The organism is Thainema salinarum CENA647 (assembly GCF_057732415.1).
In genome coordinates this window covers 57,993-73,914 of record NZ_JBYJZJ010000002.1, presented here as the reverse complement: position 1 = coordinate 73,914, position 15,922 = coordinate 57,993, and the positions used below count along the sequence as shown (strand labels likewise).

The window sequence follows — 15,922 nt, the reverse complement described above, 5'->3', positions numbered from 1 at the left end:
GGGACCACCCACACCAGTACGGGTGCGGTTTTTGCCCGCTCTAGCGATGGGGCGGGTTTTCTTTGACCGACAGAGCCTGCCACGTAGGCGGGTACCGCTCAGGATCACAAAAAGGCCGTTCTTTAGGTAGAACAATCCGCGTGCTGCCAAAAGGCAGGACGCCAGATGGGACGCAGATGACTCAAGCATCGCCGGGGCAGATTGCGCTGAATGCGCTGTGCATGATTGCACGTTTGCATCAGGTCGCAGCCGATCCGGCGGTACTGGCGCATCAGTTGAACCTGTCAGAAGGGGATCCTGTACGCAGTCGGGACCTGCTTCTGGGGGCAAGGAGACTCGGCCTGAAGGCGAAGCTCACTCACACCTCTACCGATCGTCTGGAGCTCAGTCCGCTGCCAGCACTTGCTCTCATGATAGATGGGAGCGTGGTGGTGCTTGCAAAATGTGATGGTCAACGAGTTCTCGTGCAAGACGGGGAAAATGCGCGTCCGGTGATCGACACCGTGGAAGCCTTTGGTGCCCGGTGGACTGGCGCGCTCATTCTCATCACGAGTCGGGCCAGCTTGGTGGGGGAGCTCGCCAAGTTTGACTTCAGCTGGTTCATCCCAAGCCTGGTCAAGCATCGCAAACTGCTCAGCGAAGTGTTGTTCATCAGCTTCATACTGCAGCTGTTCGCACTGGTCAGTCCACTGTTCTTTCAGGTGGTGATGGACAAGGTTCTGGTGCACCGGGGAGTGACGACACTGGACGTGTTAATCATCGGACTGGTGGTGATCGTGGTGTTCGAGAGTGTGCTCAGTGGCTTGCGAGCGTATGTCTTCAGCCACACAACGAGCCGCATTGACGTGGAGCTAGGTGCCCGGCTCTTCCGTCACCTCATCCAGCTACCACTTGCATACTTTCAGACTCGCCGGGTGGGCGACAGCGTCGCGCGCGTGCGTGAGCTTGAGAGCATCAGAGGTTTCCTTACAGGCAATGCCCTGACCGTCGTTCTCGACGTGGTGTTTTCGATTGTGTTCATCGCAATCATGCTTTTTTACAGCGTTACTCTGACGCTGATAGTTCTCGCCAGCCTGCCGCTTTATTTTGGCCTCAGCCTGGGGGTGATCCCCATCCTCCGGCAGCGCCTCGACGTGAAGTTTGCCAGGGGTGCTGAGAACCAGGCCATGCTGGTGGAGAGTGTCACCGGCATTCAGACGGTCAAGGCCTCAGCGCTTGAGCCGGCTTTCGCGCAGCGCTGGGACAACCAGTTGGCGGCCTACGTGTCGGCAAGCTTCAAAACTCAGAATCTCGCAGGATGGGCCAATGAGGGCGTCAACCTGATCGGGAAGCTGGTGAATGCGGCCACATTGTGGTGGGGCGCGCACCTGGTCATGGATAACCAGCTGACAGTCGGTCAGTTCATCGCCTTCAACATGTTTGCTCAGCGCGTTGCTCAGCCTATCATGCGAATGGCCCAGCTATGGACGGAATTCCAGCAGGTGGGCATCTCGATGGCCCGCTTGGGTGACATCCTGAACACGCGAACTGAAGTACCGCCGACAAGCGCGGCGCAGTTGCCATCCGTGCGCGGCAGCATTGCGCTCGACGACGTGACGTTTCGGTATCGGCCAGAGGCGGCACCTGTACTTCATGCGGTGAAACTGGATGTGCGGGCTGGAGAGGTGCTGGGCATCGTGGGGCGGTCGGGATCGGGCAAGAGCACGCTGACCAAGCTAGTGCAGCGTCTCTATGTACCCGAGCAGGGCCGACTTCTTATCGACGGGATTGACATCAGTTTGATTGATGCCGCCCAGTTGCGCAGGCAGGTCGGCGTCGTGCTGCAAGAAAACCTGTTGTTCAACCGCAGCGTTCGCGAGAACATCGCAATCGCAGACCCTGCGGCGCCGATTGAAGCAGTGGTGAGAGTGGCCGAGCTTGCGGGTGCACACGAGTTCATCAGTGAGTTGCCTGAAGGCTATGACACGGTGGTCGGTGAGCAGGGCAGTGGGCTTTCCGGCGGACAGCGACAGAGAATCGCAATCGCAAGAGCGCTCTTCAGCAATCCTAGAATCCTCATTTTTGATGAGGCTACCAGCGCGCTCGACTATGAGAGCGAGGCAATCATTCAGAAGAACATGGCTCGGATCTGCCAAGGCCGCACCGTGCTGATCATTGCTCATCGACTCAGCGCGGTGCGCAATGCAGATCGGATCATTGTGATGGACAAGGGCCGAATTCTCGAAGAGGGGAGTCATGATGTTCTTCTTCGGCGGCCTCAGGGGCTGTATGCACGTCTATGGCGCATGCAGGACGGGTATCAGCATGGTGGGGGGCATAGCGTGAATCATTCTGCGTCCTCCAATGACGACGGCGTGATCGACGTCGCTCCCAAGGGCGATTCGGTGGCGCCAAATCTAGAGCGGCCAAGGCATCCTTTCATGGAGCTGCTCGGGCGATACTGGGCAATCCTGCGTGCCTCGTGGGATGTTCGAAATCAGTTGGCCGGGCCAACCAGGCTGGCGGACGAGGCGGCATTTCTTCCCTCGGCATTGAGCCTTCAGGAAACCCCGGTACACCCTTCACCCCGCCGTCTGGCTTGGACGTTGATCGTCTTGTTCGTCATCGCGCTGGCTTGGTCCATCCTTGGGAAAGTGGACATAGTGGCCGTGGCTTCGGGCCGCATCATTGTCAGCGAGCGCACCAAGGTGATTCAGGCGCTTGAGACCAGCGTTATCCAGCAGGTTCTGGTACGCGATGGCGACCGCGTCAAAGCGGGCCAGTTGTTGGTGGAGCTCGATCCGACCATGGCTACGGCAGATCGCTCCAATGTGAACGAGCGGCTTGCGTTCGCTTTAAGCGAGAGCATGAGGTCCGAAGCTTTGCTGAAGAGCCTCGTTTCAGGGCGGGCTCCCAAAGTGGGACCCCCGCCAAGGGATGTCGAGGGATGGGAATTGGTTCAAAGCCAGCTTGCGACGGAGTGGCAGGACCTGCGTGCAAAAGAGGCTCAATTTGAGGCGCAGATTCAGCGCCGGCAGGCCGGAATCGTGACGGTGCGCGAGACTATCTCTAAGCTCGAGGCGACCTTACCGATGTTGAAGACACGGGAACAGGACTTCAAGAGGTTGGCCGAACGCGGCTTTACCTCTGGTCATGCCACCCAGGACAAAACGCGTGAGCGAGTGGAGCTCGAGCTCGATATCGCGCTTCAGCGATCGCGAATGATTGAGGCTCAGTCGGCTCTCGCGGAAACTCGCCGGTCAGCGGAATCATGGAGAGCCGAGACACGCAACTCGCTCCAGCGCCGGCTGGCAGAGGCACACACCACCGCTCAGCAATTGGCTCAGGATCAAGCCAAAGCAGTACAAAGGGAGAAGCTTACGCATCTGAGAGCTCCCGTGAGTGGAGTGGTGCAGCAGCTGGCGGTACATACGGCCGGCGGCGTTGCGACGGAGGCACAGCCTTTGATGGTGATCGTGCCCGATGACGCTGAAGTCATCGCAGAGGTGACGCTGGAGAACAAAGACATCGGTTATGTCTACGAAGGACAGGGCGCCGAGCATCAAACTGGAGACGTTTCCGTACACGCGCTATGGAACGGTGCCCGCTAGGGTGAAGTGGGTAACACCGGACGCCGTGAATGACGAGAAGCGCGGCGCAATCTTCCCTGTGACGCTGACGATTGATCGAGCCGCAATCGATGTGGATGGCAAGCAGATGCGCATTTCGCCAGGCATGAGTCTTACTGCTGAGATTAAAACGGGGCAACGGCGGGTAATCGAATACTTGCTCAGCCCGATTGAACGGGCTGGGACTGAAAGTTTGCGGGAGAGATGATTATGTCGACCGAGAGTCTTGAGATGGGAAGCCATGCACCGGTAGAGTTCTTGGATGGTGGAGCAGGCACAGACAAGTTCCGTGCCTTGGGCATGATGAGCTGGTTGTGGATGAGCTCCCCGATGCATAGGACTTGGAATGCCGATCTTCGAAAGCACTCCTCCTTCTCCCGGTTGAACTGAATCAATATGTGATTGCGCACCGGGATGGCATCCCGTTCGCGTTCTGCACTTGGGCGCTCTTGGACAAGAAGGCGGAGCTGGCATACCTGCTGGACGCCTCCTCCATCCCCCTGGTTTCCTGGAACTGTGGCGACAGGCTTTGGTTTGTAGACTGGATCGCTCCGTTCGATGCGAGAGGCTCATGGGTGCTCAAGCGTTACCTAGCGCGCAGGTTTTCTCATGAAGTCGCCCGCGCGTTGCGCGTGAAACCGCCCTCGACGAGGGCGCGTGTGATGGAGTTTATGGGCCCCGGAGTCGAGCGCGTCGCCGGTCGCCAGCGTCTGGATGTATACCTCTCTGACACCCTGAACGGCTTGCAGGGTTTGACCAAAAGGACGGATGCGCGTGCCAATCCCCACGGGTCGGAGTGAGAGAGCGACAGTACGCTGACGTACGGCCTGCTACCGTGAAAGTGTTGCCGGTTAGATAGCACGCACTCGGACGAATAGAGCATCCAGTCACCGCTGTCGCCATATCCGCGGAGTCGTGCCAGCCGGAACGACTCGGTGCGCTTTGCCTCGTCCATCCAGGGACACTGCGCGGATCATGGGCCTTCTTCTGCCTCCCGCGGAAATCGAAAAAGAGGCACGTTGACGCTGTTTCCGCGGCGCAATTGCCGTATGGAGCGACGGGTCAAATTCCGCCCGTTCCATAAAACTGCGCGCTCGTTCTGTAACAGGTCGTGTTGGTGTATCTCTTTTCTGTCAAGTAACCACCAGCGGCAACATTACTCACCCCGAAATGATGCTGCTGCCTGCGTGATTGAGGCAACTGGTCAGAAGATCCATCGAAAGGGACTTCAGCGGGACGTGCAAGGCTGAACTTCAAGGACCAAATGATGTACCAACTCGACTCTCCAATGCCGGCCCGCCGTTGTGGTGGCTTGCGCTTTGTCCATCAACTTGTGACGCTGGCGCTCGTGTGCGCGACCGCATTTCTCGCGTCTGCCCACGCTGCAGAGGAAGAGGTGCAGGGCCCGGTCAAGATCGTTCTCACGCAATCACGTGTGGTGGTGGAAGCCGGGAAAGAGAAAACTGTGGACGCGCCGTCAGTGAAGCCTGGCGACGTGCTTGAGTACCGCGCGGTTTACACGAACACCTCAGATAAGTCTGTGCGGGATCTGGAGGCGAGCCTGCCGGTGCCCGAGGGACTGAGTACCTCCCTCGCAGCGCGAAATCTGAACCCAAGCACGCAGTGCGCGCTGTGTCGCGTGATGGCACGGCTGGTGCTGAACCTCTGTTGGGTGTGCAAAACGGCAAGAAGGTGGAACTGCCGTATTCCGACTATCGTTCCCTGCGTTGGCAGGTGGGCTCCTTGCCGGCTGGTCGAAGCGTCGCAGTCACTTTGCGTGCGCGTGTCAACTCTGCCGCGCCTTCTGTGTCTCCCGCGACGCCTTCCGGCGCAGCCGATACCACTCCGCAGCGCTGAATGCGGCGTGCTTTTCTTGCCCGGGTCCCGTTCACGTGGTCCGGATCAGCATTTAACAAACCCTCTAAGGATTCTCTATGAGTACGTTCTCCACGCGCCCAAGGCGCTGGGCGTTGCGTGCGGCCGCGTCATGCGTGGTGGTATCGCAACTGGTGGCACCGTTCGGCTCCATCGCCCAGGCTCAGTCGACGCCAAAGGCCAGCGAAAAAATTACATCGCAGGCCATTGCAACGTTTGTCAACGCGGATGGCGAGGCAAAAGCTGCGCAATCCAACCTCGTTGAAACGACGGTGCAGCAGGTCGGCGCGTTCACCCTCTCTCCCAATGGCACCGCGTATGCGGCTCCCGGGTCTGAGGTGACGGTTTCCCATTACATCAAGAACGAAGGCAATGGAGCTGATCAGTTCGTGATCAAGGTGCAAGATCCGCGCAGCGGCAGCGCCCCTTATCTCAGCAGCATCGACGTCTTCCCAGGTGAGGGAAAGGCTAACACCGGTGCTCCGTCGCTGCTGGCCACCCCTGGTGTTGGCCCAGTTTCCAACGGAACGGAGTACGCAACCGCCCCTATCACCATTGAGGCGGGCGCGACCTTCCATTACGTGGTGATCTACAAGGTCCCTGCGAATGCGCCGACGAGTCCTACTCCTTGGAGCGGTACTGGTAACGTCAGCGTCACCGCGGCCAACACGGCCATTGACTACGCGAGTCAGACGCTCACAAGACGTGGACACGGTCCATGTGTCGACTGCTGCAGCATTCAATTCGACGCTGTCGGCAGCGCCCAACAGCGGTAAGGTTGACTCCACTGCAACCTACACACTTAGCTACGATATACAAGTCGGGCGTGGCCGCTGGCAATGTCTACATGCGAGCGCAGCTTCCTGCCGGTTTGGCTTACGTCCCAGGCAGCGTCAGGTGGGCTGGCTCAGTGGTGCCAAACGAGGATGGCTCCCCCAACAGTGCACCGGCTGACAAGATTTTTTTCAACGTGACTGGCAACGTTGTCGAAGCGTTGGTCAAGGATGTGGCTGTAAACATTGAAAGCAGCATCACTTTCCAGGTCAAGGTGGACACCAGTGCGGCTCTTGGTCTGCACAACGGTGAATACAAATACAGCCAGCTATCCTGCGCAGTTGCTGATCTAGCGGCTGCCAGTAATGGCACGGGTTGCGCCACCATGAGCACCGCCGCAGCGTTGCCCTTCACGATTCTGCCCACCAGCGACGTACAGATTGGAAGCATTGACGATCCCGCAAGTCTGACGGACGTGGTGGTAACGCCCCGCGGCATGCCAGGTGGCGTTGTTGCTTTCGAGATCGACATCGCAAACCAGGGCAACGCGACGGATACGTTCGAGCTGACTATCGACAACACCGGCGCGACGCCGTTCCCCGCGGGAACCACGTTCAGCTGGGTGGATAGTGACAAGCTCTCGCCGCTGCAAAACACCACGGGCGTTTCCACGCCTAGCAACCCAGGTACCGACACGGGTCCGATGCTCAAGAGCACGACCAAGAAGATCTACCTGCTTGCTAAGCTGCCGGCTAACACCCCTGTGGCCACTGGCGTGAACTACCAAGTTAAGGTGACGGCGGCTTCCGTGAGTGATGGCACCGAATCGGATACCGCATTCTTGCGCCTCACCGATGTCGTCGCAGGCTATGTGGATTTGACCTCCACGCTGGCCGGTACGGCTGCTGATATTGGTCCTGGTGCCAACCTGAGCACGGGCAACGTGTCACAGACGCTCTCGATCGTCGCAGGTGGTACGGCTTACACGTCGTCTGATGCCGCCAATGCGGCAGCTGGCCATGCAGTGTTTGACTTGTACGTTCGCAACAACGACAGCGCCACAGCGACGTTCGATTTCAGCCACAGCACGACGACCACCTTCCCTGGCAACCTGCCAGCTGGCTACTCGGTGAAGTATTACGCGTATGACACCAGCGTGGTGCAGTCGATTGCTGGTGCCGAGTTGACGCAGATCACTGTTGATCCTGGATCGTATCGCCGTGCCATCGCGGTCGTGACCCCGCCAGTGTCGGCCCCGGCTGCAGCTGCTCAGGAAATTTACTTCCGCGTGCGTGGTACTGCGAACTCGGTCCTTGGCGGTTCGATCGCAAGTGACTACATCAAGACGGCGCTTTCCGTCTCCACTGCGGCCACCAAGAGCTTTAGCTTTGGCCCGACTGGCGGTACGAAGCAGGTTGGTCCTGGCAATCCGGCTGATTTCCTGCATACCATGACCAACACTGGTAGCCAGTCCTGCGGCGCTTCCACGGGTCTGATCGTGACCCCCGGGATGTCGTCTGCTGCGCTCGCGGCCGGTTGGTCGATGGTTGTGTATGAGGACAAGGGCACACTGAACCAGTTCGACAACAGCGACGTGCTGATTGCGCGCTACAACGCGACCGACGGCCTGGTTCCTGGCTCCATTGCTGGGGGCCTCGTTTCGGCTGCATCCAAACCGTTGCTGGTTCGCGTGTTTGCGCCGAGCAATGCGTCGGATGGCGCTAGTGCGAGCTTTGAACTGAAGATCGAGGACACGGACGGCACGCCGAATTGCGGCAGCCAAACCGTCATCAACGCAGTGACGGTGAGTACCAGCCAACTGAGTCTTATCAAGCACCAGTCCCTGGATACCGCTTGCAGCGCATCCGGCACGCCGACCTCATCGGCGAATTTGCAGGTCAAGCCTGGTCAGTGCATTTGGTACGAGACCACGGTGACGAACAACGGCGCCGCAGCTGTCGCGAATGTGATGCTTAAGGACATCGTGCCTACACACACCACGCTGCAGCCGGGCACTGGCACCTGCTCGTCCAACATGTTGAATCCCGTTGCCGCTCTGGATGAGTCCGAAACCGGTGTTGTTCGCTGCGGTGGCGCTGCCAACGCTTTGAGCTCCACCGGCACCATCACCTTGAAATTCCAGGTGAAGGTCAATCAGTGATTCTCTGACGTCAGGGATCAATCCGATGACACCAGCGGTGTCATCGGTGGAGGTGAGGCCGCTCATCTCCCCTTTCCGAAGCCGCCGGACATGGCGCTTTCGGAAAGGGACTGGGAATAACTAATGCGATTCGACCATGTTTGTGACACCCGTTTGTTTAGCGCGCCATGCGGCGAGATGCGCCCTCATGCGATTCGCAAGTAGGTTCCCGTTTGACCTTGTTGCAAGGTCAAGTAGGTATCTGGCCATTCTTTTGACGCTGCTGGTGGCCTGTGGTACGGCTTCAGCGGGTGTCCCCGCCGGCACAGCCATCGATGCACAGGCCCGTGCTACTTACCGCATGGCGGGAATCGTTCAGCCCATTACTGCGCTGTCGCAGGTCACGCGGGTCATCGTGGACAGCGTTGAGGCGCTCACGGTTAGTGGCGCTACGGAAGTGCGCACAGCGCCTGGTGCTGAGCTGGTGGCGAACTACGTCCTCACGAACACGGGGAACACGAAATCGGATTACCGTTTTGCGTTGAACAACAGCGGTTGTAGCGGTAGCTTTGCATATGCGTTGAGCGGGCTTCGCCTCGTTATCGACGCGAACAACAATGGCGTACCAGACGCAGGAGAGTTCGTTCCTTTGGGAAGCCCGGTAATCAGCCTGGCAGCTGGCGCGAGCGCCAACCTCCTCGCAGTTGGCCACGTTCCTTCTCCCGCCTCTGGACAGGCGTGCCTGTCTCTTACGGCGACCACATCTTCCCAAAGCCAGACTGCAACCAAGATGTCATTGGTGCAGGCGGGTGCGAGCGCAGCCATCTCAATGCGCCAGACTGTGCGCTACGCAGATAGCACTTTGTTTCCCGGATCGAGTGTCATCCAGTTGGACCTGACTGCGACCAACACGGGCGGTGAATCCGCCATGCCGACAGCCACGGCAGGTCCATCGACCTCGCAAGTTATCGTGGATGGCGTTCCCACTCCTCTTGTCTTGTTGCGCAACGTGACGCCGGCTGGGACCCGTGTGGTGCCGGGATCATTGCGCTCCTCATGGCCCAGCCCAAAACTGTTGTATCGCTTACCTGGCGATCCGCCTTACAGCTACCGCACCAACGGGGATGTGATGGCGGAGGAAGTGGCAATTGGACTCACGGGATTACCGCCGCATCAGGTGGTCTCAATGGGATTGGACGTGAAACTGACCGATGAGCCGGGAAATCGGCCCAGTGAAGTCATTAACGTATTCGAGGCAGAGTTTAGGGACAGCTCAGGCACTGTTTCTGCCCGCAGCAATGCAGTTGTGGTGCCCGTCGATGACAGCCGCATTGGTGTGGCTCTTCAGGCGGTCTCTATGGTTCCGCAGACCAGTGCCGCAGGAGTCAACGACGGTACGGCGGTGGTGACCTTCCGGGCGCTTCTGCGCAACTACAGCCACGTTCCCGTTCGTCAGGCTCAAATCCGTCATCTTCTTGAGGGAGGTGACATGCAACATGCGTTCGGTTCGTTCTCGGCTGCGCCAACTCCTGCCGCAGGCCACTATAGCGTGGTGGCAGGTAGTGTTCGCGTGGTGAGCTCTTCGCCATCGGCGTTTAACGTGAGCCCTTCGACGGATTTCACCGGCCGCAGCGGATCGGACAAACTGCTTCTTGACGGTGCAGTTCTCCCGGTGGGTGGTGAAGTGTTGGTCGAGTACAGCATCCGGGTCAATTTTGTCGGCCGCTCAGGCACGATCTTGACCTATGCGAATGGTCAGGCCTCTCGCGGCGTGGGCGGAGACCTTACCGATCGTTCCGTCGATGGATCTGAACCGGATCCCGCAGGATCAGGTCGTCCTGACACTCAGGCGTCTTCCACGGCGGTTGGAGCTCCCCCACTGCTCAGCCTGTCGCAAGTGGCTTCTTTGCCACGGCGTATCGGCACGGATCAATTCGAGATCGACTACACAGTGACAGCGACAAACAACGGGGCGGTACCTGCCCATTCGGTGCGAGTCTTCGACAATCTTGACTGTGCCTTGCGGCAAAAGAACAACGGCGCAGTGACGCATTGGCAGATCGTCACAGCGCCCGTGGCCAGGAACGGACGTCTAGTGGTCAATTCCAGATTCACAGGCTCGGCCCCTTGCAATGACATCGTCGACCCAAATAGCGGAGCTCCCGTACGCGACGCGCTTTCATTGACAGATGGAAGCGGATCCCTGGGTTCAGGTGAGTCCGAAGTGATCAGCTTCACGGTCAAGGTGACGCTGGCGCGTGCGCAGGGGATGCGCGCGGTCGTCGACAACAAAGTCTGGGTGGTGTCTTACGACGCGTCGGCAGATCAGACAGTGTCGGGTATTAACGGGTTGTTGTCCCTGCTCTTACTGATCGACCCTCAGGGCGTCGTATACGACTCGGTGGAACGAACTCCCGTTGAAGGAGCCGTGGTGCGCGTGAGACGTATGAGCTGCCAGAATGGCGCCGTCACCCCCATCACACCGGCTGACATTTTCAATGGCACCTCCAGTGCCTTCACCTATTATGCTGACGGCAGCGCAAGTATGAAGACGGGCGTTGATGGTGAGTACCAGTTCTTCTGGCGCTCCCCTCCGGTGTCTGACCTGTGTACTTACAGTTTGATCGCTGAGCCGCCGGCAGGTAGTCTTTACCGCCCTTCTACGACCATCGCGCCTCAGCCAGGCGTGCATACAGCGTGCACGCCAGTGGTAGCCAATAGTGGTGCTCCGCAAAGTGGCGATCCGACTTCCTACTTCGGCCAGGTGGTCTCGGGTCTCAACCGGTTGGATAACAGCATCTGTGAGGTATTGCACAACCATATCCCCCTGGATCCGGCCACTTCGCGCGCTAACGCTATCTTTCTGGAGATTAGTGCCAACCGCAAGGAGATTGAGCTGGGCGACTTCGTTGACTACAAGCTCACGCTCACCAATCGCAGCGGGCTTGACCTGACCGGCATTCAATTCAGCGGCACCCTTCCTATAGGATTCACCCTTGTACCAGGCAGCGCTGTTTTCAAAGGGGCCCGCACAGCAGATTCGAGCATCGCTACAGGACGCAATCTTCTCTTTACCTTTCCAGCTTACACCGTGGCCAATGGCGCCAGTGTGAGCGTTCAGTACCGCGTGAAAGCAGGCCCTGGTGTGTCCACATCGGAGCCTGCCGTTCACCGCGCGCTGGCCACGAGCAACGGCCTTACCTCTAATGAAGCCACGTGGAGTATCAAGGTGGGCGGTGGCGTGTTTGCCGATGATGCATATGCCTTTGGCAAGGTCTGGCTGGACTGCAACCGGAACGGCGAACAAGACGGTGACAACGAGCTAGGTGTGCCGGGTGTGCGCCTATTTCTGGAAAACGGCAGCTCGGTAATCACCGATGGGCAAGGGCGCTGGAGCCTGTACGGGCTAAAGCCGGTGACACACGTCATGAAGGTTGATGCTCGCAGCCTGCCTGCAGGCGCCCAACTGGAGGCATGGGACAACCGCAACTCCGGCAGTTCTGACAGCCGCTTTGTGGACGTCAAGAAGGGCGAGTTGGCCAAGGCCAACTTTCCCATTGTGAACTGCGAAGCACGGGAGATGGTGGAAGCAGTCAACGTGCGCCGCGCTGGCGCCAAATCGAACGTTGAGCTCGACACTGCTGTCAAGACCAAACTTTCTCCGACCATGGCCACCCGCAATGTGGCTGGCCCGGGAAGCGCCTCTTCCGCACAACAAGGTGGAATGGGCGCCTCCAATGCATTGATCGCTCTGCCCTCGCGTGCCGAGAACGGCGCGCCCGGGAGTGGCATGTCTACGCAGGAGCTGACCTCTAACCCAGCATCGCTACTAGGGCCGCTGCTTCTGGCCACACCGGTTGAACTCGAAGCGCTGCTGCCAGGCCTGGACAGTCAGCCCGGTTTCCTGGATATCAAGGAAGGTGACACCTTGTTGTCTCGAAGTCTTAACGTTCGTGTAAAGGGCACCCGAGGCGCAGAGCTGCGCCTCAACGTGAACGGTACGGAACTCAGCGAACGTCGGATTGGCAAGAAGGTTTCGCTGGAGCGCACATCCGTCTCCGCGTGGGAGTACATTGGCGTCTCTCTTCAGTCAGGCCGCAACCGCTTGGAACTCATCGTCATGGACTCGATGGGCAACGTACGCGGGACCGCGGTGGTGAACGTCACCGCACCCGACGACCTGAGCAAACTAGAGATAGGCACGGCGTCTGACGTAGTTTATGCCGACCCGCTCACCCCAATCGAGTTCGTCATCAAACTTTCGGACAAAGCTGGCGTACCTGTGACTGCACGGACAGCGGTGACGATGAACGCGGATCGCGGCACTTTTGACGACATCGATCTCAATGAGACGGAGCCCGGCGTGCAAATGTTCGTGGAAGGTGGCGTTGGTCGCGTCAAGCTCACACCTCCTGCTGAACCAGGCCCTTTGCGTCTGCGCTTGACCGCAGGTGCAATCGTTCTAGAAAAGACTTTTACGCTTCTGCCCCATTTGCAGCCGATGAGTGGCGTTGGCATTGTGGAGGGGGTTTCTCTCGCAGCAGTAGGGGCGTGCCGGATGGTGCGGAGGGACATGTCAGTGCCTTCGAAGCTGAGCTCAGCGGCCTAGCGCGTGAACGTGGCAGTAGCAGAGCTTCTGGCAGAAGCGCGTTCTATTTTAAGGGAGCAGTCAAGGGCTCTTACCTGCTGACTGCAGCCTATGACTCGGACAAGACAACCAAGGATCGCTTATTCCGCGACATCCGACCCGAGGAGTACTATCCTGTCTATGGCGACGACTCCGTGCGGGGGTTTGATGCGCAGAGCGTGGGCAAGCTGTATGTGCGTATCGACAAGGAGCGCTCCTACCTGCTCTATGGCGACTTTGTGACCAGCTCCAGCGCAGAGGTCCGCCGCTTGAGTCAGGTGAATCGCTCCCTCAATGGGGTGAAGCACCAGTACGAGACGGACAAAGCACGGATAACCAGCTTTGCAAGTAACACGTCGAGCAAGCAGCAAGTTGAAGAGCTTCCTGCCAATGGACTGTCGTTCTACTTCCTCACGGGTGTTGGTGACATTGTGCCCAATAGTGAGCAGGTTGAGCTTGTTGTGCGCAGTCGCACACAACCTCAAATGGTACTTAGCAGCCGCCAACTAGTGCGCAACACCGACTACGCGCTGGAACCTTTAACGCGTCGGCTGATGCTGCTCAGTCCGCTGGCTTCGCTCGATCCCAATCTGAATCCACAGTCGCTGCGGGTCAGCTATGACGTCGACCAAGGGGGGCCAGAATTTCTGACAGCTGGGGTCGATGCACAGTTCAAGGTGGGCGAACGCGTCCAAGTGGGTGTGGTTGCTGCTAAGGACGACAACCCGGAAAACAACCGCCGGGGTTTGCAAGCCGTCACAGTGTTGGGTCGCGTGGGCGAGTCTACCGTCGTCGCTGCAGAAGTGGCGCGCACGGAATCCGATTTCGCAGGAGTGGGTGAGGGCAAACGGGTGGAATTGCGGCATGCAGAGGGCAACTTCAAGCTGGACGCCGAGGTCACCAAGACCGACGCAGCGTTCGAGAATCCAGGCGCGACGGTTACCGCTGGCCGTACTGAGGGGGCAGCTCGCGCCGAGTGGACGCTCAACGAGAGTACGCGTCTGCGCGGTGAATTGATCTACAGCAAGGGCCAAAATGGGCTCGAAGGCGCCGAGACCAGCAGCCGGAATGCATCGATAGCCTTGCAGAAAAAGCTGGGTGAAAACGTTGCAGTCGAAGTCGGCTTGCGTGACGGCAATGCTGCGGGCACCCAGGCTGGCAGTTTTGAGTACGGCGCAGTGCCCGGCACCCAGTCCGCAGGCTCGATGTCGACGACGACCGCAAGGGCGACTTCCGATGCAGTTGATGCGACCACGGTGCGTGCGCGGGTTGCCGTGCGCCCGCCTATGCTCCTTTCGGCCGAGGTGTTCGGGGAAGTCGAACAGGACGTGCACGACCGTGACCGTCGCGCTGTAGCCGTCGGGGGCAGCTACTCACTCACAGCGGCGACCCGGGTTTACGGTCGACGCGAGTTCGACTCCAGCCTTTACGGAGGGACGGGCGAGGAAGCCAGCGGCACAATGGGTGGCCGAGTCACCTCCATCTTTGGCATCGACAGCACTTACATGGAGGGTGGACGGGTATTCAACGAGTACCGCGTTGGCACTCAGGGTGTGAACAATGGTGTTGGCTTGCGCAACAGCTTTGCCATAACCGAATCACTTCGTGCGACCGGCTCCATTGAACACACCAAACAGATGAGTGGCGCAGGCAGTGATGCTACCGCTGCCACGCTGGGGCTGGAATACAACGTCGGCTCCTGGCGCGCCAGTACTTCGATGGAAAAACGCGATGCGGCAGACGGTGGTTCATGGCTGTTTAACATCGCGGGAGCCTACCGACTCGATGACGATTGGTCGGTGCTCGCTCGCGCTGTGAACACTGGAACGCAGAGTGTCAGTGCAGGCTCGCGGCGTCTTGCTCGGCAGCAGCTGGGCCTGGCCTGGCGTCCGGCCGACACCGATGTTGTCAATGGGTTGCTGCGATATGAGCATCGTCAGGAAAACATCGCTGCAGGCAGCACCTCAGTAAGCCCCTATGCGCTGTTTGGCAGCAGCGGCGCGATGCTGCCAGGCGACTATGACACCCATCTCTTTGCCGGCGTTCTCAACTACAACCCTGCTCGTGGGCGAGTGTTGACCGGCCGATATGCGGTTCGTCTGAATCGGGTCGAAGATGAGATTAGTCGCAGCAGCACGCTCACTCAGCTTCTGCACCTGCGCTACACGCGTGACATCAACAAGGACTGGGATGTAGGTGTCCAGGCAGGAATGCTGTTCGCACGCGATGGCGGTCGGCAGCAAACTTACGGCGTAGAAGTTGGATATCAAGTCGTTCCAGGCCTCTGGCTGTCTGCAGGCTACAACATCCGCGGCCTGCGCGACCATGAACTTGCAGGTGCGAACTTCACCGACCGCGGGTGGTACCTGCGCGTGCGGTTGAAGTTCGATGAATCCAACTTCGGATTGGGCGCAGCATCGGCTCGTGCAACGTTGGCTTCCCCGGCTCGATCACAGTCTCCCGAAATGGAGGCTACGACGGCAAATACCCCCCCCCCCCTCAGTGGAAGATGATCGACTGGACCTTGAGCTGACCAGCGAACTCCATTGGAGCGACAAACTTTTGTTTGGCGAGGGCAAGGAACTAGCGCCTTACGGTCGCGCGCGGATCGAAAGGCTTGGGGCCAAGCTCAAGCAAGACAAGCGCTCTCAGGTCCAGCTGAGCGTGGGGCATGGCGTTAACAGAGACCAATTAGATTCATTGTGGTTGCCGCGATCCGTTGGGCTCAGAAATGCTCTGCGTAAAAGCTGCGGTTGCAATGTCTCCTGGAGCATAGATTCCCAACCACTTGAGCGCACGAGCTCAGCCAAAGGTGTGCCGTTGGATGTCCAGGCACATCCGTTTACGCTCTATGTCCATGCCCTGTCGGATACGTTAGCCGGCGCCCGCCGCTGACAC

The 15,922-nt window shown here is 58.9% G+C and carries 7 protein-coding genes; all 7 read left to right on the top strand.

The genetic code is table 11. The features are described from left to right. The first annotated feature begins 176 nt into the window (after positions 1-176). The 7 genes from AC286M_RS00380 (at position 177) to AC286M_RS00350 (ending at position 15,537) form a co-directional block, all read left to right on the top strand. Positions 177-3,590 (top strand): type I secretion system permease/ATPase, encoded by a 3,414-nt coding sequence (locus AC286M_RS00380; protein ID WP_488202488.1) that lies wholly within the window; start codon positions 177-179, stop codon positions 3,588-3,590. A gap of 1 nt (position 3,591) precedes the next feature. Beyond that, the gene (locus tag AC286M_RS00375) at positions 3,592-3,816 is read left to right on the top strand and encodes a beta-barrel domain-containing protein (protein ID WP_488202487.1); all 225 of its coding nucleotides are present in this window, start codon (positions 3,592-3,594) and stop codon (positions 3,814-3,816) included. Positions 3,817-3,949: 133 nt separating this feature from the next. After that, entirely contained in the window at positions 3,950-4,408 is a 459-nt protein-coding gene (locus AC286M_RS00370; protein WP_488202486.1) for a toxin-activating lysine-acyltransferase, read from the top strand. Between the two features lie 1,134 nt (positions 4,409-5,542). Further along, positions 5,543-6,259, top strand: coding sequence for a hypothetical protein (locus tag AC286M_RS00365; protein ID WP_488202485.1), 717 nt, complete (start codon positions 5,543-5,545; stop codon positions 6,257-6,259). A gap of 134 nt (positions 6,260-6,393) precedes the next feature. Then, positions 6,394-8,418 carry a hypothetical protein gene (locus tag AC286M_RS00360; RefSeq protein ID WP_488202484.1) on the top strand — a complete coding sequence of 675 codons (2,025 nt, stop codon included), beginning with the start codon at positions 6,394-6,396 and terminating at the stop codon, positions 8,416-8,418. A 253-nt stretch (positions 8,419-8,671) separates the two neighbouring features. Continuing rightward, positions 8,672-13,006 (top strand): hypothetical protein, encoded by a 4,335-nt coding sequence (locus tag AC286M_RS00355; protein WP_488202483.1) that lies wholly within the window; start codon positions 8,672-8,674, stop codon positions 13,004-13,006. Next, positions 12,949-15,537, top strand: a complete 2,589-nt coding sequence (locus AC286M_RS00350; protein WP_488202482.1) for a hypothetical protein — start codon at positions 12,949-12,951, stop codon at positions 15,535-15,537. Before AC286M_RS00355 ends, AC286M_RS00350 begins: the two co-directional genes overlap by 58 nt. Positions 15,538-15,922 lie beyond the last annotated feature (385 nt).